The following is a 23394-nucleotide window of genomic DNA, read 5'->3' as shown; positions in this document are numbered from 1 at the left end:
TCTTCAGGAATTATAACTCAGAGGAAGACCTTAAAAGAGCAACTTTGGCTTTCACCATTAACTGGCGAAAAGCCAAGTTTTCTAATAGGAACGGGTTCTAGCAATAGCCGAAAAGAAAACAGCATGAAATGAGAGGGACAGGCATAGGATATAGAAACCCTAGTAAAGGAAGATTCTATGTTTGCACCTTACACATCCACTAAACAAACCTTAAGTTTGAAACAATGCTGTTTTATTTTTCCGTTTCTATTACTGGTTATTTTCATAGCTGTCGCTTTACTTTCTTCTTCCTTTTCAAAAAGACTATTATATTTCGATAATATTAGTACAGCATTAGAAGGGATAAAAGCTGAGACCTTCTTGGAGATGGTCAGCTGGGAAAATCCTTATTACACAAATGAGCTTCCAGAAGGCTACGAACGTATTAGTTTTTCAAAAATGGCGTTCCACACCGTGACTAAGATTGATTTCAAAGATGAAAGAAGTTTGTTAGGAAATGAATTGCCGGGTTTCTCTGTCTTTGATACGAAAATTTTAGTTGCTGGTGAGGGGACTAACTATACGAATGTCCCTATTGAATCTCCACCACCACCGGATTCAGTATTATCTGAGGATAGTGGTGATAAGAATTCGTCGACCGATAAGGGGAATAAAACCCCCTCTCAAAATGAGGCATCCAATGCCCAAGTCTTCTTGTATAATACGCACAGTTGGGAGTCATACTTACCGTTACTCGGAAAAACTGGGGCAAAAGACGCTAATTTAGCTTCGACACAGGACCAAAGTAAAAATGTTCATCTCGTTGATCAATTTATCATATCAGCGCTTGCAAACAGTGGGGTTCAGGCTATTGAGGATAAGGATAAGGTGACCGATTATACTACCGCCTACCAAACGTCACGCGCTTTTATTAAGTCAGCGATCGCCAGCAAATATAACTATAAACTCTTTCTTGATATCCATCGAGATTCTTCACGCAAAGAAAATACAACGACAACAATTAATGGCAAGAGTTATGCGCGTATTTCTATTGTGGTCGGCGCCGCCAATCCTCAGGCGCAAAAAAATAGTGATTTAGCAAACAAGTTGCATCACCTATTAGATGCGAAGTATCCGGGACTAAGTAAAGGGGTATTTAAAAAATCACGTTCAGAAGGTAATGGTGTGTATAACCAAGATTTGTCACCGCATGCTCTATTAATTGAAGTCGGAGGTGTGGATAATACAAAAGAGGAACTACAAAGAACAGCCGAGGCTTTAGCGGATATTATCAGTGAATATGTCAAACAAGCTGGGAAAGTCTAATCTACCTTTTATAGTATAAATGTTTATAGATTTGACGGTCTTTTGTCATTAAGTTACTATTTAAAAGGGACTTATTCAGTGAGTTAAATAAAAAAGAGTGGAAATCGGCGCTGTTAAAATACTGCTCTTAGTTCAAGGACTCCTACTAAGTATGAAGTAGGAGTCTATTCATTCGGAGGTGAGGAGAGCTTGTTAAGTATTGTGATCGGTTTATTTGGGATGGTCGGTGCTCTTTGTCGCTATTATCTATCAGACGTTCCCCTTTTTGTTCATTCGATCTTTCCCTTGGGTACATTAATATGTAATTTATTAGGCTGTTTTGTTTTAGGATGGTTTAATCAAAGAATAAGAAAATCTAATAAAATACATCAGTACATAAAAACTGGAATAAGTACGGGGCTTATTGGCTCATTCACGACATTTTCAACCTTTAGTGTTGAAACCCTTCAGCTGTTTAAGGATGACTCTGTCATTCTCGGCATTTTGTATATTCTTGTGAGCTTCATTGGAGGATGGTTTTTTGTTTGGGTTGGGGATAAATTAGGGAAAAGTCACGCATTACAGGTAGGTGAACGCTAGTGCCTTATTTTATTTACGTAGCGATTGGTGCTTTCTTTGGTGCCATTGCTCGTTTTTGGATCGGTAAACTTTTTAATCATAAAACGTTCCCCTATGGGACGTTGATTGTCAACCTTGTTGGCGCCTTTTTACTGGGTTTAATCACTGGTATGGGTCCGCATAAATATATAAAAATTATGTTTGGTACGGGGTTTATGGGTGCTTTTACAACCTTCTCGACATTTAAAGTTGAACATTTAGAGCTTCACTTTAAAAGACAGTGGAAGAAATTAAGCACCTATGTCATCTTGACATACGGTGTTGGACTCTGTCTTGCTTGGATTGGCTTTGTTATAGGGTCTTGATCCTAATTTAGGAAGGACTTCTATTGGAAAAAGGTGTTTGCCTAGTACAAACTCCTATTCATCTAAAACATTGTACACATATGATGGGGTGTACAGAAGTTTTTAAAGATGGGGGGAGTATGGATGTCTGGCAATCGTTTTTATAATCTTTGCAATCAGCATATGAACAAAGCTGTCGAAATTAGATGTTTGGACGGAACAGTCCATCGTGGGATTGTGAAGCATGTTGATCAGCAAAATGTTTATTTAGCCCCATTAAATAATGCTAGTGGAGGTCAAGGTCCTGGTCTTTATTTTTGGGGCTGGGGTTGGGGTTGGGGATTCCCTGTAGCCCTTGCAAGTATTGCAGCTTTAACGGCACTTGCCTTTTGGTAAAGGAGAGAAAAAGGAGAGGATGTTTTCCTCTCCTATTTTGTGTCTTCATTTTTTAAGAACCGAAGTAAATCGCCATAGATGACTTTGTCTGAATAGGCAAGGTCTTGCTTGGCGCGTTCGCGAATTTTGGTGCAGCGCTGTAGATCTACAATGTCGCCATTGGACTTGGAATAACAGGTCTGTTCAGGATTGGCATAGATATACTGGTTAGAAATTGCGCTCCCATCTCGTAATACGGTTAAACTTTCCCTTTCGCTTGAGAAAAGGTCTGATCCAAAAACAATATTGTCTTCCGTTTGGATCCCTAATAGATGGAGAATGGTTGGTTGGAGATCGATCTCTCCGCCCACTGTTTCCATGGTTTTCGAGCGCTTTCCATCCATCCCAGGAATGTGGATGAATAGGGGGACCTTTTGCAGCTGATAGTGATCGTAACGTGTTAAAGTATCGCGATGTAATGCCTTAGCCAGACCTTTATTGTGATTATCTGAAAGACCATAATGGTCTCCATAAAGAATAATAACAGAGTTCTCGTATAAACCTGATGTTTTTAATTGGTGGAAGAAGGCTTCCAGCGCTTCATCCTCATAACGAGCGGTCTGGAAGTAGCGATTCACAACACCGTCACCAGTGTCCGCCCGTTCGAGACTTGCTTCCCCATGGTCAAGAATAAAAGGGAAGTGATTGGACAACATAATAAATTTCGCATAAAAAGGTTGTTTGAGATTTTTAAGTTTTGGAAACGCTTGTTGAAAAAAAGGTTTATCTTTAAGGCCGTAATTAATAGAATTCTTTTCTGTGACATTAAAATCCTTTTCTGAATAAAAACGATCATAACCAAGCGTTCTGTACATAATATCCCGATTCCAGAAACTTTTATGATTGCCATGAAAAACAACAGAGGTATACCCGAATTTTTTTAAAAGCGCAGGGATGGCTTCATATTTATTGTGGGCATTCGTTGTATAAACAGCTCCTCTAGGTAAGGGATAAAGGGAATTATCGATCAAAAATTCAGCGTCGGAAGTTTTGCCTTGCCCCGTATTATGGTAGAAATTGTTAAAGTAAAAGGTATTTTTTGCGAGTTGATTGAGAAAAGGTGTGACCTCTTCATTATGAAGCTTCGCATTAATTAAAAAATTTTGTGTGGATTCTAAAGAAATAAGGATCACATTTTTACCTTTTGCTTTACCGAAGAACTCAGGGTTTGCTGGCACTTCGTTGGCTTTGACATAATTTTTTATTTGTGTTGCATCGCTACTATCGGCAAACGCCTTTTGTGTGGATGTTCGAATATTAATGACAGTATCGTAAATGTGATAATTGTATAGCCCTAAGAGTTTGACAAGCTTTGCACGGTCAAAAGCTCGGCTTAACAATTGTGTACGTTGACCCTCTGCAAGCGTTAAATTAACAACAAAAACCATTAAGGCTACCATAAAGACTGAGGCAATGGGTCTTTTATTGTGCCTAGATAATGGTGTTTGTGTCAGAAAAGCACACCCTATAATAATGATGACATCTAACCAATACAGCAGGTCTGTTGGATGGGCTAATGCTTTGGCGCTTCCACTCAACTGAGAGAAGTTATTGAACTGCATAATATCAGGTGCTGTAATAAAGTCATTAAAAAAACGGTGATAAAGTATATTGGCATATAATATAGCCGTTAACATAAAGTCAATCGCTATAACAGCAAACTTATGAAGCTTGCCGGTGAAAAATAAGCTGAATCCAAAAAAGAAGAGAGTTGAACTTAAGGGTGTAATGAATAGAATAAAACTTTGTACACTATTTTCAATATCCAGGTGAAATCCGTAAAGAAAAGCAAAGTAAGACTTCATCCAAAAGCAAAGCATAGCTAAAAAAAGAAATAGATGATGATGGATTTCTTTATAAAGAGAATGACCAAACATTCCAACAAAAGCCTCCTAAAAATGTTACTAACTTATAGAGTGTGACATTTTTACCTTTCTTATTAAAAAAATGGGGAGAAGTTTTTAATCGGAATCATTATTATTTACAATTCGATGCTATCGCGATACAATAAGACTTGGCTAAATCAGAATGCTTCTTATTTAGAAGAGAAGTAAGGGAGCAAACAATGGAGAAAGCATTAAGACTATCAGAAGTTACTATTAATTACCATACACAAATTGCTGTTCAAAACGTCAGTCTTACAGTCGATCAAGGCGAGTTCTTAGTCATTACCGGACCTAATGGCGGGGGGAAATCCTCGTTGATAAAAGCTATTTTGTCTTTGATCCCTGTGACAAAGGGGACTATTGAGATTTTAGGCAAACAACAGAGTGAAGTGAAAGGGAAGATTGGTTATGTTCCTCAACAGACGCATTTTGATCACTCTTTTCCAATAACGGTACGTGATGCTATTTTAATGGGGAGACTACCGTCTAAAATAGGCTGGTTTTATCGTTATTCACAAACAGACCATGAGGTAGTTAATGACTTATTGGAGCAAATGAATATTGCAGGTCTTGCCAAGCGACAGTTAAACGAACTCTCTGGGGGTCAAAAACAAAAGGTGCTCATTGCTCGAGCCCTTTCTTCTAAGCCAGAGGTTCTTATATTAGATGAGCCGACCGCGAGTCTTGATGTTAAAGCTAAAGCGCAGATTTACGATATTTTAAAAACACTCAGTCAATCCATGACCATCGTAATGATCAGTCATGATGAACAACTCATTGCGCGCTATGCTTCGACAATAGTGTTTTTAAATAAAGAAATCCTTTATAAGGGAACTGAACTTCCTCATTCACCATTTAATTTAGGTTTTGGATTAAGTAGCATGGAGGCTTTACATGAACATTGAATTTACACATGAGGTTTTAATCTATGCCATTGTAGGCGGTATAATGGCCAGTATTATTAGTGGCATTATTGGGATTGTTATTTTGGAAAAAAGAATGGTCATGATGAGTGGGGGAGTCGCTCACACCGCTATTGGTGGAATGGGCCTTGGATATTTTTTTAATTTTTCTCCAATGCTTGGTGCGGTTGTGATCTCAGTCTTAGCTTCGCTTGGAATCGGACGTTTCCAGAGACGTAATCAGCAGCATACGGACGTCCTTATTGGTGTTTTTTGGGCGATGAGCATGGCGCTTGGTGTTTTACTAATGGATATTTCTGGGCAACAAGTAGAGTTTGAAGAATATTTATTTGGAAATATCTTTTCTATTACACCTGTGCAATTATGGATATTTGCAGGGCTGCTTGTCCTTATTCTCCTTATTTTTGGAGGGTTTTATCATGCTTTTAAAGTGTATTTATTTGATGAAGAGTTTGCAACGGTCCAGGGTCTAAATGTTCGGTTTTTGGAAACCATTCTTTTTATCGTGCTTGGTTTAACAACCATCCTGTTGATCAAAATTGTAGGGATGCTTTTAATTGTTGCCCTCTATTCGGCACCGCCTGCGATTGCTAAAAAGTTTTCAAGACATTTTTCAACCGTTATTCTTACCACTATTCTATTAAATTTGATTTTTGTTATAATAGGGGTAGTGATTGCTTTCCAATTAAAGATCTCCTCTGGGACATCCATTATTTTTATCACTGGGTTAACTTACTTTGCTGTTGTGACGGGTGAAGCGATTCATAAAAAGAAAAAAGCGCGTCAACAAGCATTAGTAGAATAAGATGGATTGATGTCTTTAACATCATTTTCAATATTTATTGTATAGGAAGGGATTACATGAATGCGGGAGAGGCGCTACGTCTTTTAAAACAAGAGGGTTATAAGCAAACAGATAAAAGAGAAGATATTTTGGAGATATTTTCCGATAGCTCTGGGTATCTTTCGGCCCGTGATGTTCTCACGCAATTACAATCGTCTTATGATCGCTTGAGTTTTGATACTATTTATAGAAATCTTTCTTTGTTTGTTCAACTTGGAATATTAGAGGAAACTGAATTGGATGGAGAAAAACATTATCAAATGCGGTGTGAGGGTGAACATCACCACCATCTTATTTGCAAAAAGTGTGGAAAGACAGAGATGGTTGATCTTTGTCCAATGGAAATCCTTGGATCATCAAAACATTTTGTGATTACCGGGCACAAATTTGAAATCTATGGTTATTGCCAAAACTGTCAATAAGGCATCCTACAAATTGAGGGTGTCTTTTTTATAAGAAGAATAGTATGACACCTATATGAGAGTAGATAGAACTCGAGGTCTCTCTTTTTGAGGACGGTCTAGAAGCAAGTGTCTTACTTTTTATGAGGTGAAGGAATGCTAAAAGGAATCCCTGATCATATTCAATCAGATTTAAACATTCTTTTTGTCGGCTTTAATCCTAGTCTTCGTTCGGGAGAAACGGGACACCATTTCGCGAATCCGAATAATCGCTTTTGGAACATCCTCTATCAATCAGGTTTAACGCCCTATAAACTTAAACCTGAGGAAGATGGTAAGCTTTTAGAGTATGGTTATGGACTCACGAATATTGTTCAACGCCCTACGAAAGCGGCTGAAGAGATTACGAAAGAAGAATATGACGAGGGAAGGTGTATACTTCAAGAGAAGATCTCCCGTTATCTCCCTAAAGTTGTTTGTTTTGTTGGCAAAGGCGTTTATTTGCAGTATGCCAAACGAAGGCAGGCTCATTGGGGTCACCAAGAGGACGCTATGATTAATGGGGTGGTTGATTTTGTTGCACCGTCTTCAAGTGGTCTCGTTCGTATGAAAATGCCTGATATTATAGCTATTTATAGTGAATTAGGCAATATAATCATTGACTAAGTCCTCACTTATATGGTAAAAATTAATTATATAATGATTGATAGAATAGCGTTGAAGAGAACCAGTAGCAGTCACTCCCTGTTTCAGAAAGCTGGCGGAAGCTGCGAGCCAGTACATAGATGACCACGCGAATTACCTCTCTGAGCTTCTTCTGTGAACATGCCTGACATTATTAGCAGAGGACGGTGATCCCATCATCGTTAACGAAATGAAGTGGGAAGGTTTTTGATTTTCCCAAGAAGGATGGTACCGCGTGTCGAAGCGCTCCTTTTATTAGGAGGGCTTTTTATTTTTATTTGATTGTTAACGGAGGCGTAAAAATGGATGTTATTCAAGATTTAGAGTACAGAGATTTATTATTTCAAGTGACAGATAAAGAGGAATTACGGAAAGCATTAGAAAAACCTATCACCTTGTATTGTGGTTTTGATCCAACAGCGGATAGTTTACATGTAGGAAATTTATTACAAATTGTTGTTTTAAAAAGATTCCAAGATGCAGGCCATAAGCCCATCGCACTTGTCGGCGGAGGGACTGGACTTATTGGTGATCCCAGTGGACGCTCTACCGAACGTCAACTTAACGAGCAAAATATTGTTGAAGCGTGGGGCGGTAAACTCAAAGATCAGTTATCGCGGTTTTTGAATTTCAGCGATGGAGACAATCGAGCTCTTCTTGCTAATAACTATGATTGGTTGAGTAGTATAAGCCTCATCTCGTTCTTAAGAGATATTGGTAAGCATTTTCCGATCAATTACATGCTTTCAAAGGACTCTGTGACGTCAAGGATGGATTCAGGAATTTCCTATACTGAATTCAGTTACATGATGCTTCAGGCCTATGACTACCTTAACCTGTTTGAAAAGGAAGGTGCTCGTTTACAAATTGGCGGCAGTGATCAATGGGGTAATATTACTGCCGGCTTAGAACTCATTCGTCGTTCGGGGCATGAGGAGCAAGCCTTCGGTCTTACGATGCCTTTGATCACAAATAGTGATGGTCAAAAACTCGGAAAATCAATGGGCAATGGTATTTGGTTAGATCCAGTCAAAACAACGCCATATGAGTTTTACCAGTTTTGGATTAATACCGATGATCGTGATGTGATTCGTTTTATCAAATACTTTACCTTTTTGTCGAAGGAAGAGATCGATCGCTTAGAAAAGGAAGTCAAAACTGCTCCGGAAAAGCGTGTGGCGCAAAAAAGATTAGCAGAAGAATTGACGACATTTGTACATGGTGAAGACGCTCTTCAACAAGCTATTAAGATTACTGAAGCCTTATTTAGTGGCGATATTAAGTCATTGTCTGCGTCTGATATTCAGCAAGGTTTTAAAGATGTGCCTTCATATACCGTAGAAACAAAAGAAGATATCGGCTTGATTGATCTCCTCGTTCAAGCGGGAGTGTCGCCATCTAAACGTCAGGCTCGTGAAGATATCAGTAATGGTGCGATTTATATTAACGGGGAACGGCAAACAGAGATGGGTTATATTGTTACGGAACAAGATCGGATAGAAGACCAATTTATTTTATTAAGACGAGGCAAAAAGAAATACACACTCGTACAATATTAAACAAAAGCATGAGGGACAACGAGGCCACTGAAAATCTTACGATTTTCTGGAAAACTCACTAGCTTTATAAAAAAAGACGACTCTAAATTCAAAAAATGAATTTTGAGTCGTTTTTTTTTATAATTATTTGCCTATTGTTCCCTCATTTTATTTCATTAGTTTTAGAATTCTTTTTAAGTTCACTGCGAATATAGCCATGGCTCCTTGTATTTCCATATCTAATAGACCCGAGGATTTATAAACATTGTACCCGTGTCTATTTTTTAATTCGCTATTTTTAGCTTCTATTTTATACCGTTCTCGGGACTTTTCCTTCACCTTTGGGTAATGTAGAAGGACTTCTTCTTTTTCGATAACATCAATAAGATTTTGCGAGTAAGTCATTTCATCCTCTAAAAATCAGTAATGCCTCTGCGCTCGAATGAGTCCTACAGATTCTAGCCATATTAAGGAAAGAAGCAAGGATACGGAGGTAAACACTAATGGCTGATTATTTTAATGCTCAGGAATTGCATCAGATGGTAGAAGAGAACAGAAGAGTTGCGCATTACGGTGAAGTCGCCTCTTATATTCCCGAATTACAGCACGCCGATCCGGAACGGCTTGGCATTACAGTGGTCCCACTTAATGGGAAACCTATTACTGCAGGGGATTGCCATTTGGATTTTTCTCTGCAAAGTATTTCTAAAGTGATCAGTTTAATGGTGGCTTTATCAGATAATGGCTTTGAACGCGTTTTCTCAAAAGTGGGGATGGAACCGAGTGGAGAGCCTTTTAATTCAATCTCAAAACTGGAGACCGTAGAGAACCATATTCCTTTAAATCCGATGATCAATTCGGGAGCGATTGCTGTCGCTTCTCTTATCAAAGGTGAAAGTGTTGATCTTAAATTTGAAAAAGTGCTAGAGTTCATTAAAAAAATTGCAAAAAATCAGGGTATCACAATCAATGATAAAGTGTACCGTTCAGAAATGGAGACAGGGGACAGAAATCGGGCAGTGGCTTATTTTATGAAAAGCACAGGGATTATTGAGGGGAATGTCGATGAGGCTCTTGACCTATACTTTCGTCTGTGCTCCATTAGTGTAACTTGTCATGATCTTGCGCAGATGGCGGCTTTTCTTGCTAATGATGGCATTGTTCCCGGGACACATGACCAACTCATTGATGTTGAGATCATCAAAGCGGTGAATACAATTATGTTCACAGCTGGAATGTACAATGAGTCGGGGGAGAGTGCAATGCGGACAGGGATTCCTGCCAAAAGTGGTGTGAGTGGGGGCATTTTAGCTGTCGCGCCTGGAAAGATGGGCATTGGGATTATCGGGCCCGCGATTAATAAGAAAGGAAATAGTATTGCTGGACTGAGATTATTGTCCAATTTCTCTAGACGCTTTGGCCTGCATCTATTGGCATAAGAAATTTGCCGTACAAAAAGAGGCCGGGGCATAACGAAATAAGCCAAATCAAAAGAAGAACAATCATATTTTTGAATATGAGTAAGTATCATGACGCAAATATAAAGTGAAGTATTTTGACGGAGCGACCTTAAGTGCAAAGGAAAAACCGATTCACTTCAAAAATCGTCAGTTTTTCCTTTGTCTTATATACTTTTAACCCCACCTCTAAGAAGAAGTTTGATCTTTCTTTTGGTTGTGATTTTGAATTTGGTTTAAACGTATGGCTAATCCGATAGCTCCGATTGCCAGTCCAATGATTAAACCGATCCAATAGCCAAAAGGTCCGAAATGAGTAAAATTAGCTAGTACATATCCCGCAGGAAGGCCAATGATCCAATAGGCAATTAAGGTCATGATGAGTGCCGTATTAACATCTCTATAACCTCTAAGTGCCCCTTGAATAGGGGCTTGCAGGGCATCCGAAATCTGAAAGAAGACCGCATAAATAAGAAAATGACTCGTCATTGCAATGACTTCGGTATCTTCAGAATATAAATGAGCAAACGATTCTCTGAAGAGAAATAAGAAAACGGATAGAATGAGCGCAATGCCAAGAGCCATGCCAATACCCAGTTGACTATAGGTTTTAGCATCCTGATGACGGCTTGCTCCATTTTCAAAAGCAACGGCGATTGTTAAGGCCATCGAGATGCTTAATGGTACCATGAAAAGTAAGGATTCAAAGTTAATGGCCGCCTGATGTGCCGCAATGGTGACAGTGTTATATTGGCTCATGAAAAGTGTAACCGCTGAAAAAATACTCGTTTCAAAAAAAATAGATAACCCGATGGGAACACCAATTTTAAGGAGAACCTTCCACTCCTTGAGAGATAAGGGATAAACTTTATAATCCCCTTTGTACTGAGAAAAAATAGATCCACGCCATATGACTAAAACGGCAATGGCTGTAATAATCCAATAAGTCATCGCCGTAGCATAACCGGCTCCTATCCCTCCAAGTCTAGGGAACCCTAATTTTCCAAATATAAATAAATAGTTAAAGAGAATATTAATGGGTAATGATGACAATGTGATCAACATTGACAAATTTGTTTTACCATGAGCATCGATAAAGTTCCTTAGAACGCCATAAATGAATAAGGGAATCATGCCCACCGCTAGAGCACGAAGATAACCTGCTGCAATACGTTGCACATCGCTGGTCAAATCCATAAGATTTAAAATAGGCTGAAGGACAAAACTTCCAATGATCATGACTAATAATGCTATAATAATCGACAGATAAAGTGCTTGGATGAGGGTAAAAGGAACAGCTTTTTGTCTTTTATTACCTATATGGTGAGAAATAAGCGTCGTCAAAGAAATAAGTATGCCCGATAACCCAGTGAAAACGGGTACCCAAAGACTGGAGCCAATCGCAACTCCGGCTAAATCATGGGTGCCTGCATGACCAGACATTAAGGTGTCAAAGAAATTCATGGCTGACATCCCAATTTGCGTGACGAGTATTGGAAGTAATAAAGAAAGTAAAACTTTTACTTTTTGGGCTGTGGTTTGAGTTGCATACATAAGAAGACATTCCTTTTTAGTGAGAGATAGACCCTATGAAGTATACCATAGCTTATTTTGAACGTCATGATTTTTTCAATATATCAGTCAAAAGTGGCAACTGTTCGTTCACTTGCAGCAGAATTTATAAATTGAATGCTTTCTGTGGCCTTTTTGTTGGATAAATGTAATTATTCGGGTATTGATAGAGCGGAGGGTGTTGACGCCATTCCAGGTCGCTTGCTTTCCTCATGTCCACAGGGTAAAGAAAGCTACTAAGAGCATAATCCTCGTAGAAAAGTTTTAACGATTTTTGGACGAGGGTAGACGCATCATTGGGCTCCCCGAAAAGTCTCATTACTTTTTTTGGGGGTGAGGTGGTAACTTCGGCGTTTTCACATGGATATGACGGTTTTAGTGAAAGTGCCTTTATAAGGATCGGGGCAAGCTTTTCGCCCACTTTTTTTAATCATTCACAAGCTTTAAATCCTTTATTTTTGAGCTTTGCAAATGAGTTTTTATCACGTTTGGTGCTATAATAGGTTTTAAGTGAGGAACGCTACCAAATTGTTAATGGATTGTGAGGGTATCAGATGACCCAATTACTATATTATGATGATGCTTACATACAAAAATTCACTGCCAAGATCATTCAAAACGGACAAGATGACAAAGGGTACTACTCGATGCTTGATCAAACAGCTTTTTATCCGACGGGTGGAGGGCAACCCTTTGATACAGGCCTTCTTAATGGGATACCAGTCATCAATGTTGAAAAAATAAACGGTGAAATCAGACACTATACCTCCGTTCCTTTACAAGCATTAGAGGGCACTGAGGTTGAAGGTGTCGTTGACTGGGAGCGACGCTTTGACCATATGCAACAGCATGCCGGACAGCATTTGCTTTCAGCTATTTTTGCAGATCACTATGGTTTTAAAACAGTGAGTTTTCATCTTGGACGTGAGAGTTCAACCATAGACATAGATACGGAGTCGCTTTCTGAAGAGACCGTACATAAAGTTGAGGAAATGGTCCAAACCATTATTTATCAGCACCGCCCAATAACAACAGTATGGCCAGAGGGGGATTCTTGGCAACAGTATCCGCTTCGCAAACCGCCGACGGTTAACGAAGCTATTCGCCTCGTAATCATTGAGGGGATTGACTATAATGCGTGTGGGGGAACACATCCAAGCACAACAGGAGAAATTGGTCCTCTTAAAGTCTTGTCTTGGGAACGGCAAAAGCATCAGACAAGAGTGACTTTTGTTTGTGGATGGCGTGCAGTTCAAGCATTGGATGAAAAACACACCATTACTCAAAGGCTTAGCCAAACGTTAAGCAGTCAAGAACATGATCTTCCTGAGGCGGTTGAACAACTGCTTGTAAAACAAAAAGAGCTTGAAAAAACGATTGAAGACCAGGAGCAACTGCTCTTAACCTATGAAGTCAAAGAGAGGTTAGCTGAAGCGACGAATCATGATGGTCATCGGTTAGTGACACTTACTCTGAATGATCGTCCTGTAAAAACATGTCAAAAGCTCGTAACAGCGCTCACTGACACAGACCCTCACGCGATTGTTTTAATGGTTGTTCAAAACAAGGATCGCTTACATGTCATCGCAGCACGAGGAACTGAACCTCACTATAATATGAATCAACTTATACAGCCGTCATTGTCACTTATTAATGGTAAAGGCGGAGGAAAGCCTGAACGTGCTCAAGGCGGAGGGGAAGCCGTTGTCACCCCTGAATATGTTTTAAAACAGCTTATGACACAATTACAAGAAACCCGTAAAGTGGAGGGATAAATAATCATGGAAGCTATTAGTAAACCCCAAGTTCAAGCTGCACTAGATCGTTTCCTAAATCAAGAGGTCTACCTACATTTAGAAACAACTAACGGTGCTTATAGTGCTTTTAATGATGATAATATGTTATCAGTTGGAGCTTATATTCGTAATGGTAAGATTAAGTATTCCATTGGGAAAATCACAGGGGCAGGTCCATACCGAGTCGGTCTTAAAATTGACCTCGGCTGGGTTTATGCAGAAGGTTTAACCGATTGGGAAATTGACGATAAAGGTCGATTGTTATTAGCGGGTCACCATGCAGATGGAAAAATTGCCGCGGCACTTGAACTCAGTCACGAACCCTTTTAATGAAGTGGAGGAAATAAAGATGGAAAAACACGTACTCATTGCATTTCCACATCCAGATGATGAAGCGTTTGGAGTTGCGGGGACAATTATTCAACAGACACAAGCCGGAGTACCAGTCACCTATGCTTGTGGAACCCTTGGTGAAATGGGGCGCAATATGGGACAACCGTTTTTTGCGACGCGTGAGTCCTTGCCAGAGATCCGGAAGAAAGAGTTACAGGACGCTTGCCGTGTGATGGGCATTCAGGATTTAAGAATGATGGGATTACGTGATAAAACCGTTGAGTTTGAAAACGAAGATGAGATTGCTGATAAGATATTTGCTATTATTGAGGAAATCCAACCTTCACTTGTAATCACATTTTATCCAGGATTTTCGGTCCATCCTGATCATGATGCCTTCGGTGCGGCTGTGATTAATGCTGTTATGCGTTTACCAGATGCAGAGCGTCCAAGAATTCATTGCAAAGCCTTCTCAAAAGATTGTGAAAAGGTGTTAGGAAAACCAGATATCGTGACGGATGTATCTGAGGTTTTCAGACGAAAATTGGATACGATTCGTGCGCATAAAAGTCAAACAGAAGCCAATTTTAAAAAATGGGATGAGCAGCTGGTCTCTGAAGACCCTGAACTGATCAATTGGCTCGCAAAAGAGACTTTTTGGACTTACCAAGGCAAAAAGGATTAAAACACCTGTTGTTCATATATAAAGAGGGGATGACAATGAAAATCCAAATTACAGAAAAGGCCCAACAAATCCTTGATCACTATCATACTGAACAAGGCATCTTAAAATTACATTATGAAACAGAGGGATGCGGCTGTGCGGTTTCTGGCGTCAATGAATTATGGCTTGTGGAACACGCGGCCCCTGAAGACATCGAAATTGTAACGAACGCTCAACCTGTTTATGTGGAAATGGCTAAGCAAGTTTTCCTTGACGAAGCGTTAACCATCGATTATTCAGAGCAAACAAAAATGTTTATGCTCAAAAGTCCACAACAAATCTTAACACCGAGAATGACTTTTACGAACAAGATTACGATTAATTAAACGAGCTTGCTTCTCCAATTGTAGAACACACACCAAGGCATAACATCCCTTTTTGTGTGTTCTTTTGTATATCTATTTGAGAAAGCCCTTACATATAAATATAAAAAAGAGTGAATACTAAATAAAAAACATATTCAAAAATAAACAAAAGTATAGTATGATATAAACAGACATAAAAACAATATTGCTTTTATTGTAAAGGTGGAGGAGTCTTGATGGTTAAAAATCTTTGGAACGTCGAGCAGGCAAACGAAGCACAGCATGGTGTTGAAGAACTTGTCTATCGTTCAAATCTCATCGGGTCAGATCGTTCAGTGTGCAACTGGGGTGGAGGAAATACTTCAATGAAGACAACTGAAAAAGATTTTAGAGGCCGCGATGTAGAAGTTATGTGGGTAAAAGGAAGTGGCTCCGATTTAGCGACGATGAAGGCTGGAAATTTTACCGGTCTTAATCTAGGAGATATCCTTCCTTTGATTGAGAGAACAGAAATGTCGGATGAAGAAATGGTCAATTATTTATCACACTGTATGATTGATAGTAAACATCCTCGCGCTTCTATAGAAACGCTATTACACGCGTTTTTACCTTTTAAACATGTGGATCATACCCATCCAGACGCCATTATTAGTCTATGCTGTGCGGATAATGGGAAACAAATAGCTGAAGAAATCTATGGTGAACGGTTTGTATGGGTCCCTTATGTTCGGCCAGGATTTACATTGTCCAAAATGATTGCTGAAGGTGTGAAGCATAATCCAAAAGCCGAGCTCGTACTAATGGAGAAGCATGGGTTAGTCACTTGGGGTGAGACATCGAAAGAAAGTTATGAAAAAACAATCGCCATTATTAATGAAGCAGAAGAGTATATTAAGAGTAAGAGTGGCAAACAAGAAGCATTTGGCGGACAAAAATATTTTTCACTTCCTGAGGCAGAGGCAAAAGCTGTTTTGTCAAAGGTGATGCCCGTTATTCGAGGCGCTGTCAGCGATGAGAAAAAAATGCTTCTAACCTATGATCGAGAGGACGATGTCTTACAATTCGTTAACAGTGTGGAAGCACCAACCCTTTCTCAAATTGGAGCAGCTTGTCCAGATCATCTGGTCCACACGAAAAGAGTCCCATTATACATTGATTGGAACCCTCAATCTGAAAGTACTGAAGCTCTTATCGAAAAACTAAAAACAGGCATCACGGACTTTAAAGAAGCGTATAAAGCCTACTTTGAACGTCATAAATCAACGGGTGACCAAATGTTCGAACCTGCACCAAGGGTTATTTTAATTCCAGGCATAGGGATGATCAATACTGGGAAGGACATAAAAAATTCTAGAATAAGTGGGGCTCTTTACCACCGAGCTATTGCAGTGATAAAAGGCTCAACCGCTCTCGGACACTTCGTCTCTTTGAATGAACAGGAGTCTTATAATGTTGAATATTGGCCACTCGAACTATATAAATTAACATTGGCCCCTGCCGAAGCAGAGTTTTCAAGAAAAGTAGCTTTTGTAACCGGTGGTGCTGGTGGAATCGGTAGTGCAACCTGTGAACGACTTGTATCTGAAGGCGCTCATGTTGTAATTGCGGATTTAAATCTTGAAGGTGCAGAAAAAGTTGCCCGGAATTTAAATGAAACCTATGGTGAAAATCGAGCAATGGCTGTGAAGATGGATGTCACCCAAGAGGATCAAGTGCAGGCAGCCTTTGAGACCTCCGCTCTGACATTTGGTGGGGTCGACATTATTGTTAATAACGCTGGACTGGCAACGTCAAGCCCGATAGAAGAAACAACTTTAAAGGAATGGACACTCAATATGGATGTCCTGGGCACAGGGTACTTTCTAGTCGCACGTGAAGCATTTAAACAAATGAAGGAACAGGGGATTGGGGGCAGCATGGTCTTTATTGGTTCAAAGAATTCGGTATATGCAGGCAAGAACGCCTCCGCATACAGTTCTGTTAAGGCACTGGAGACACATCTTGCGAGATGCATCGCTGCTGAGGGAGGACAATATGGCATCCGCGTCAATTCTGTCTTGCCTGATGCCGTCCTTCAGGGCTCAGCGATTTGGAACTCAAATTGGAGAAACGAAAGAGCCGCTGCCTACGGCATAGAGCCTGATCAGTTAGAAGAACATTATCGTAAACGAACCACTTTGCTTGTCAATATTTATCCAAAAGATATAGCAGAAACCATTGCTTTTTTTGCCTCGTCTAAGTCAGAAAAAACAACAGGATGTATGGTGACCGTCGACGGTGGTGTCCCAGTAGCATTTACGAGATAAATAGAAAGTGTGTAAAGGATGGGGGACTTTCCTATCCCTTACACCTTTGCATCTAAAGTAAGCGCTTCAAAAAGGAGGATAGCGGATGACTGTCTATAGTTTAGCTGTTGATATCGGTGCCTCAAGTGGCCGGCTCATCTTAAGTGCCATACAGAATGGAAAATTGAATTTAGAAGAGATCCATCGTTTTGATAATACTCTCATAAGAAAGAATGACCATATTTGCTGGGATGTGGATAGACTTTTTTCAGAAATAAAAAAAGGGATTCACAAGTGTGCAGACCAAGGCATTCACCCTAGCAGTATTGGCATTGATACATGGGCTGTCGATTTTGTCCTGCTTGATGAGTATGATCAACGGATTACGGATGCGGTCTCTTATCGAGATAGTCGTACTGACGGCATTATGGATGAGGTCTTTCAAACGATTATGAAGGAACATCTTTATTTAGAGACCGGTATCCAGTTTCAAAAGTTCAACACTCTTTATCAGCTGTACGCGATTAAAAAGTCAGCACCAGAAATTTTAGAAAGAGCAAAAACCTTTTTGATGATTCCAGATTACTTTCATTTCTTACTGACAGGTATTAAAGCCAATGAATATACCAATGCCACCTCTACTCAACTGGTGAACGCTTTTACAAAACACTGGGACCGAGAATTATTAGAGACTTTAGGAATTAATCCAGCCATGTTCCAAGAAATAAAAGCGCCTAAGACTGTTTTAGGGTCGCTAAAGGAAGAATTGAAATCAGAATTTGGATTTGATATGAAAGTCATCCTGCCAGCTACTCATGATACGGCATCGGCCGTCATTGCATTACCCGTTCAAAAGGAATCCATTTACATTAGTTCTGGGACATGGTCGCTACTTGGTGTTGAAAATAATTTCCCTATCTGTGTCACCAAGGCGTTAAAGTATAATTTCACAAATGAAGGGGGGATCGATTATAGGTTCCGTTTCTTAAAAAACATTATGGGACTATGGATGATTCAAGAAGTCAAACGTCAATATGAGGATACTTATACCTTTGAAGAATTGGTGGCACTCGCTCAAGAGGCCAAAGACTTTTATGCGCTTGTTGATGTAAATGATGATCGGTTTTTAAATCCTAGCGATATGATTGCAGAAATCCAGGGATACTGTAGTGAACGAGGGCAACCGGTGCCAAATACTCCAGGCGAAATCGCCAAGTGTATCTATGATAGTCTCGCGATAAGCTATCGTGACGCTATCGACCAAATTGAGGATATTTTTGAAAAGCCCTTTAAGAGTATTAGTGTCATCGGTGGTGGAAGTCAAAATAAGCTGCTCAATCAATTAATTGCAGACGTGGCAAATAAACCCGTTTTTGCTGGTCCCATTGAAGCCACAGCGATTGGGAACAGCGTTGCTCAACTTCTCGCGCTTGGTGAACTGTGTGATATCAACGAAGCAAGAGATAAGATTAAACAGTCTTTTGAAATACAAACTTTTTATCCTAAAGCTATTCAAGCCAAATAAGGAGATGACAAAAATGAGTACACGAGAAGCCTTTGAAAGTGCTAAAGCCATTTATGAAAAGTGGGGGATTGATGTTGATCAAGCCTTAGAAAAATTAAAGCAAGTCCCCATCTCAATCCATTGTTGGCAGGGGGACGATATTGGCGGTTTTGAAGTTAATGGTAATGAATTATCTGGCGGTATTGATGTTACAGGAAACTATCCAGGAAAAGCAACGACACCGGAGCAATTGCGGAGTGATTTAGAAACAGCTCTATCATTAATTCCTGGAAAACATCGAGTGAATCTCCATTCCATTTATGCAGAAACAAACGGAGAAGTAATTGAAAGAGATCAATTGGAACCACAACATTTTGAAAAATGGGTCAATTGGGCAAAAGAAAATGGATTGGGCCTAGACTTCAACCCGACATTATTTTCTCACCCAAAATCAGATGATGGACTGACACTGGCCCACCCGGATGCGGCTATTCGTGATTTTTGGATCCAACACTGTATTGCGTGCCGAAAGATTGGTGAGTATTTTGGAAAAGAGCTAGGAACACCTGCGTTAACAAATATCTGGATACCTGATGGCTACAAAGATATCCCAAGTGACCGCTTAACACCAAGACAAAGATTAAAAGACTCATTGGATCGAATCTTTGAGGAAGAGATTGATCCCAACTATAATCTCGATTCTGTTGAAAGCAAATTATTTGGTCTTGGCTCAGAAGCTTATGTCGTTGGGTCCCATGAATTTTACCTGAGTTATGCCTTGAAAAATAATAAGCTCTGCTTACTAGATACAGGTCACTTTCATCCAACTGAGGCTGTGTCCAACAAGATTTCAGCAATGCTCATGTTTACCGATCAATTAGCATTACACGTTTCGCGTCCTGTCCGTTGGGATAGTGATCATGTGGTGCTGTTAGATGATGAGTTAAGAGAAATTGCCCATGAAATTGTTCGAAATGGGGCGCTTGACCGTGTGAAAATCGGTTTAGATTTCTTTGACGCTAGTATTAATCGTGTGGCGGCGTGGACGATTGGTACACGCAATATGATTAAAGCTTTACTGTACGCTCTTTTAGTCCCAAGTGAACATCTAAAACAACTGCAAGAAGAGGGGAACTTTACTGAGAGACTCGCTTTAATAGAGGAATTCAAAACGTATCCCTTTGGAGCTATCTGGGATTATTATTGCGAGACCATGAATGTCCCTATAAGAGAAACATGGCTCGACGATATCAAGATTTATGAAGAAAAGGTATTATCACAACGTTAATCGAGAAATTTAAGGGTTTGTTTTGAGAAACTATGGTATAGTATTAGTAAAAAAAAAGATGAAGTAAAAACAAACCCACATTTAATCAACCTTCATTTTTAGGGATTTTTCTTCTATTCCAGTGATTGAAAGGCTTGGATGAAAATAGTAATTTCATTGAGAGTACCTAAAGTGTGATCAACATCCTGTTAGCCATAACAGAAAAGAACATTTTAGGCGGTAGATCCCTTACTTGTTTTAAGTCATTTGATGGAGTGTTAAAATGCGGCATACTGCCTATTTGTGGGATAAATACAACTATAGGGTGGTGTAACAGGGTGCTTGTAGCTGAAAGACAAAGAAAAATCGTAGAGCTTGTCAATGAAAGGCAAAGTATACGGGTCACTGAATTGAGTCAAATTTTTTCAGTCACTGAAGAAACGATTCGCAGAGATCTTGAAAAACTAGAAAAAGAAAATTTACTCCATCGTAGTCATGGTGGAGCAGTCAGTATAGACAAGGATCAAACAGAAGTCTCCTACCTAGAGAGAGAAGTTCTGCATTCGAAAGAGAAAAGGGCTATAGCCCTTGAGGCCACTCGGCTCATTGATAGAGGGGATCTAATTATCCTTGATGCCAGTACGACTGCTTGGTATATGGCGAAGGAAATACCAGATATGCCTTTGACCGTCATCACTAACTCCATCAAAGTGTGTATTGAATTAAGTAAAAAAGAACAGGTTAAGGTGATATGTACTGGGGGGATGCTGCTATCGCAATCTCTTTCTTATGTCGGCCATCTTGCAGAACGCTCTCTCCAACACTATCACGTCAATAAAGCTTTTATTTCTTGTAAAGGTGCCCATTTACAAGGGGGATTAAGTGAGTCTAATGAATGGCAGGCTTTGTTGAAAAAACAAATGATGAATATTGCCGAACAAACAATTCTTATGGTGGATTCATCCAAATTTGCTACTCAAACCTTTGTACATGTTGCACATATGGAAGATGTGGATCAAGTGATCACTGATAGTCATATTAGTGAAGATTATCAATTGTCACTGAGAGATCATAATATTTCTTTAAAAGTCGTTGCTCTCTAAGATAACTATATTAAGAGGAGGGGTGCTATGATACGCAAAGCTTCAATTATGTATGTCAAAAAAGAAGCTTATAAAGAGTATAAAAAAAGACACGATGACATTTGGCCAGAAATGGTTTCAGAATTAAAAAAGCACGGGGCTCATAATTATTCTATTTTCTTAGAAGAAAAGACGGGACAGCTATTTGCCTATCTTGAAATTGAAAGTGAAGAAAAATGGGCCCAAATGGCTCAAACGGAAGCCTGCCAAAAGTGGTGGAAGTCTATGGATCCACTGATGGAGACCCATGAGGATTACAGTCCGGTTTCAATAGATTTACAAGAGGTCTTTTACCTTGCCTAAATCCCGATGTGGGTTTAGGCTATTTTTAATAGACTGTTGGAAGCATGTGTTTCACTAGAAAGATCCATCTTTCTTGATGAAGACTTGGTGGAAACCAAGTTTTTTTATTTACCTTTCAAAGCTTTGGTGCTCAGAAACGTGAGTATTTCGAAATAAACCACATAAACAAATATAAATAAAAGAAAATATTTTTATTTTGTTGCTTATATAGTTTGACTTGTGTGGGTTTGTTGTTTAAACTTTAAATAAGGGCTTACATTTGAATAACAGGCTATAAAAATTTTTCTTCATTTTAGAAAGCGTTTACAAAGGGGTGTACATTTAATGAAGGTAGGGAGTAAAAAGACAACAGGTTGGAAGGCGACCATCTCAGTTTCTATGGCAAACTATATTGAAGCTGGATCCATTATCGCAGCAGCCAGCAGTTTATCGCTTTGGCAAACCTATCTCCATTTGAACAGTGTGGCTATTGGGCTATTGAGTGCATTAAGTGCCAATGCTTTTGCAGCAGCTGTGGGTGCACTTATTGGCGGGTATTTATGTGATAAATATGGACGGAAATTTATTTACACCTATGATTTATTAGTCTACATGTTAGGGGTTTTACTCATCGCTTTTTCTTTTAATTTACCGATGCTTTTGATTGGAACAATCATTACTGGAATCGCTGTGGGAGCAGGAGTTCCAGCTTCTTGGACGTATATCGCCGAAGAAGCACCGACGCATAAACGAGCGGCACATGTAGGGACGGCTCAATTAGCATGGTCCACGGGTCCTGCAATAACCTTTTTATTAGCCGTATTACTTTCGCCACTGGGCTTACTCGGCAGCCGAATTATCTTTCTCCATTTGTTAGTCATTGCTTTTATTACTTGGTATATTCGACAAGGCCTTTCTGAATCAAAGCTTTGGAAAGAGAACCAAGCACTTAAAGCTACACAGTCCACTTCAGGGACAATAAATAAGCGTTCTTTAAAGGAACTTTTTAGTTTAAAAGTCAATCGCCAGGCGCTTTTCTTATTAATAGGGATTTATCTCTTTTGGAACCTTACCTCAGGTGCGATGGGCTATTTTATGCCTTATATTTATGAAAATGTAGGCGGGCTATCCAATGTTCAAGCCAACTTATTACAGGTCTTGTTATGGGGACTGACAGTGGCAACGACCTTCTTTGTTTTTATGAAATTCTGCGATAAGTACAGCCGACGCTTCTTATTCGGTTTAGGTGCAGTGATGGGCATTATCGCTTGGTTGATTCTTACTTTCTCGCCTATGAATTGGTTTTCCCTCTTCGCCTTCGTCATTTTATGGGGAAGTGCTGCAGGATTTGGAGCCCAAGCCTTTTATGGATTATGGTCAAGCGAATTGTTTCCGACGCAGTATCGCGCTGGCGCACAAGGCCTCATGTATTTTATTGTCCGTACAGGAATTGCCATTTGGTCGTTTATCCTTCCGACGTTAATGGATAAATTAAGTTTTCAAGTGGCCGGCATTGTCATGTTAATCTTCCTCGCCATTCATTGTGTGATTGGGATCATCTTAGCGCCAAATACACAGGGCAAGTCATTGAAAGCAATCGAAAGTGAACGCTATGGTAGGGACTTCAATAATAAAAGTGAACAAAAAACAATCTAAGATTTTAAAATAAGGTCAATTGACAGGGGGTACATAATGTATCTCCTTTTTTATATCAAAATAATTCTCGATTGACAGGATTTTCTGCTTTAATAGAGAAGTTTATTTATATTAAACAATTTTAGAAGAAGTTCCGTATTTTTCAAAGCCCAA

At 39.5% G+C, this 23394-nt stretch carries 22 protein-coding genes, 1 pseudogene and 1 other annotated feature; of the genes and pseudogenes, 20 read left to right on the top strand and 3 right to left on the bottom strand.

The genetic code is table 11. From position 1 onward, the window contains the following. The first annotated feature begins 177 nt into the window (after nt 1–177). From spoIIP to IEV91_RS04495, 4 genes are all read left to right on the top strand, one after another. Nucleotides 178–1305 (top strand): stage II sporulation protein P, encoded by a 1128-nt coding sequence (gene spoIIP, locus IEV91_RS04510; RefSeq protein ID WP_188496211.1) that lies wholly within the window; start codon nt 178–180, stop codon nt 1303–1305. 189 nt (nt 1306–1494) lie between these two features. Continuing rightward, nucleotides 1495–1884 carry a fluoride efflux transporter CrcB gene (gene crcB, locus IEV91_RS04505; RefSeq protein WP_188496210.1) on the top strand — a complete coding sequence of 130 codons (390 nt, stop codon included), beginning with the start codon at nt 1495–1497 and terminating at the stop codon, nt 1882–1884. Beyond that, entirely contained in the window at nt 1884–2228 is a 345-nt protein-coding gene (gene crcB, locus IEV91_RS04500) for a fluoride efflux transporter CrcB (RefSeq protein ID WP_188496209.1), read from the top strand. Before crcB (IEV91_RS04505) ends, crcB (IEV91_RS04500) begins: the two co-directional genes overlap by 1 nt. Nucleotides 2229–2351: 123 nt before the next feature. Then, on the top strand, nt 2352–2603 hold the full coding sequence (locus tag IEV91_RS04495) for a hypothetical protein (RefSeq protein ID WP_188496208.1): 252 nt from the start codon (nt 2352–2354) through the stop codon (nt 2601–2603). A gap of 32 nt (nt 2604–2635) precedes the next feature. On the opposite strand, the gene IEV91_RS04490 is transcribed toward IEV91_RS04495, so the two are convergent. After that, complete coding sequence (locus tag IEV91_RS04490; protein WP_188496207.1) at nt 2636–4519, bottom strand: LTA synthase family protein; 1884 nt, start codon at nt 4517–4519, stop codon at nt 2636–2638. Nucleotides 4520–4707: 188 nt separating this feature from the next. Between IEV91_RS04490 and IEV91_RS04485 the strand changes: the two genes are divergently transcribed. The 5 genes from IEV91_RS04485 (at nt 4708) to tyrS (ending at nt 8939) form a co-directional block, all read left to right on the top strand. Then, entirely contained in the window at nt 4708–5433 is a 726-nt protein-coding gene (locus IEV91_RS04485; RefSeq protein WP_188496206.1) for a metal ABC transporter ATP-binding protein, read from the top strand. Beyond that, nucleotides 5423–6256 (top strand): metal ABC transporter permease, encoded by an 834-nt coding sequence (locus IEV91_RS04480; RefSeq protein WP_188496205.1) that lies wholly within the window; start codon nt 5423–5425, stop codon nt 6254–6256. Before IEV91_RS04485 ends, IEV91_RS04480 begins: the two co-directional genes overlap by 11 nt. 56 nt (nt 6257–6312) lie before the next feature. After that, nucleotides 6313–6717: a Fur family transcriptional regulator gene (locus tag IEV91_RS04475; protein ID WP_188496204.1), complete on the top strand. Its 405-nt coding sequence runs from the start codon at nt 6313–6315 to the stop codon at nt 6715–6717. Between the two features lie 135 nt (nt 6718–6852). Beyond that, nucleotides 6853–7362, top strand: a complete 510-nt coding sequence (gene mug, locus IEV91_RS04470) for a G/U mismatch-specific DNA glycosylase (RefSeq protein ID WP_188496203.1) — start codon at nt 6853–6855, stop codon at nt 7360–7362. Between the two features lie 42 nt (nt 7363–7404). Further along, nucleotides 7405–7634 (top strand) — a binding site (T-box leader). Nucleotides 7635–7682: 48 nt separating this feature from the next. Beyond that, nucleotides 7683–8939 (top strand): tyrosine--tRNA ligase, encoded by a 1257-nt coding sequence (gene tyrS, locus IEV91_RS04465; RefSeq protein WP_188496202.1) that lies wholly within the window; start codon nt 7683–7685, stop codon nt 8937–8939. A 147-nt stretch (nt 8940–9086) separates the two neighbouring features. Here the strand turns inward: tyrS and IEV91_RS04460 are convergent. After that, nucleotides 9087–9320 (bottom strand): annotated as a pseudogene (locus IEV91_RS04460) (IS5/IS1182 family transposase); the annotation flags it as partial. A 101-nt stretch (nt 9321–9421) separates the two neighbouring features. On the opposite strand from IEV91_RS04460, the gene glsA reads away from it, so the two are divergent. Then, on the top strand, nt 9422–10357 hold the full coding sequence (gene glsA, locus IEV91_RS04455) for a glutaminase A (protein ID WP_204871265.1): 936 nt from the start codon (nt 9422–9424) through the stop codon (nt 10355–10357). Nucleotides 10358–10564: 207 nt separating this feature from the next. Here glsA and IEV91_RS04450 read toward each other — a convergent pair whose 3' ends face one another. After that, on the bottom strand, nt 10565–11929 hold the full coding sequence (locus tag IEV91_RS04450; protein WP_188496201.1) for an MATE family efflux transporter: 1365 nt from the start codon (nt 11927–11929) through the stop codon (nt 10565–10567). Nucleotides 11930–12501: 572 nt separating this feature from the next. Here IEV91_RS04450 and IEV91_RS04445 point away from each other — a divergent pair. From IEV91_RS04445 to IEV91_RS04400, 10 genes are all read left to right on the top strand, one after another. After that, on the top strand, nt 12502–13722 hold the full coding sequence (locus IEV91_RS04445; RefSeq protein WP_188496200.1) for an alanyl-tRNA editing protein: 1221 nt from the start codon (nt 12502–12504) through the stop codon (nt 13720–13722). A 6-nt stretch (nt 13723–13728) separates the two neighbouring features. Further along, on the top strand, nt 13729–14073 hold the full coding sequence (locus IEV91_RS04440; protein WP_188496199.1) for a YojF family protein: 345 nt from the start codon (nt 13729–13731) through the stop codon (nt 14071–14073). A gap of 19 nt (nt 14074–14092) precedes the next feature. Continuing rightward, entirely contained in the window at nt 14093–14761 is a 669-nt protein-coding gene (gene bshB2 / locus IEV91_RS04435) for a bacillithiol biosynthesis deacetylase BshB2 (RefSeq protein WP_188496198.1), read from the top strand. Nucleotides 14762–14796: 35 nt separating this feature from the next. Next, nucleotides 14797–15126, top strand: a complete 330-nt coding sequence (locus IEV91_RS04430) for an iron-sulfur cluster biosynthesis family protein (RefSeq protein WP_188496197.1) — start codon at nt 14797–14799, stop codon at nt 15124–15126. A 215-nt stretch (nt 15127–15341) separates the two neighbouring features. After that, nucleotides 15342–17411: a bifunctional aldolase/short-chain dehydrogenase gene (locus IEV91_RS04425; RefSeq protein WP_188496196.1), complete on the top strand. Its 2070-nt coding sequence runs from the start codon at nt 15342–15344 to the stop codon at nt 17409–17411. Nucleotides 17412–17496: 85 nt separating this feature from the next. After that, nucleotides 17497–18915, top strand: coding sequence for a rhamnulokinase (gene rhaB / locus IEV91_RS04420; protein WP_188496195.1), 1419 nt, complete (start codon nt 17497–17499; stop codon nt 18913–18915). Nucleotides 18916–18928: 13 nt separating this feature from the next. Continuing rightward, entirely contained in the window at nt 18929–20182 is a 1254-nt protein-coding gene (gene rhaA / locus IEV91_RS04415) for an L-rhamnose isomerase (protein WP_188496194.1), read from the top strand. Between the two features lie 317 nt (nt 20183–20499). Beyond that, nucleotides 20500–21264, top strand: coding sequence for a DeoR/GlpR family DNA-binding transcription regulator (locus IEV91_RS04410; protein WP_188496193.1), 765 nt, complete (start codon nt 20500–20502; stop codon nt 21262–21264). Nucleotides 21265–21291: 27 nt separating this feature from the next. Continuing rightward, nucleotides 21292–21606: an L-rhamnose mutarotase gene (gene rhaM / locus IEV91_RS04405; RefSeq protein WP_188496192.1), complete on the top strand. Its 315-nt coding sequence runs from the start codon at nt 21292–21294 to the stop codon at nt 21604–21606. Nucleotides 21607–21930: 324 nt separating this feature from the next. Further along, on the top strand, nt 21931–23241 hold the full coding sequence (locus tag IEV91_RS04400) for an MFS transporter (RefSeq protein WP_188496191.1): 1311 nt from the start codon (nt 21931–21933) through the stop codon (nt 23239–23241). The last annotated feature ends 153 nt before the right edge of the window (nt 23242–23394 follow it).

The organism is Pullulanibacillus pueri (genome assembly GCF_014639255.1).
Classification (GTDB): Bacteria; Bacillota; Bacilli; order Bacillales; family Sporolactobacillaceae; genus Pullulanibacillus; species Pullulanibacillus pueri.
The sequence above is the reverse complement of the archived record's forward strand: the minus strand, read 5'-3'. Positions and strand labels throughout refer to the sequence as shown.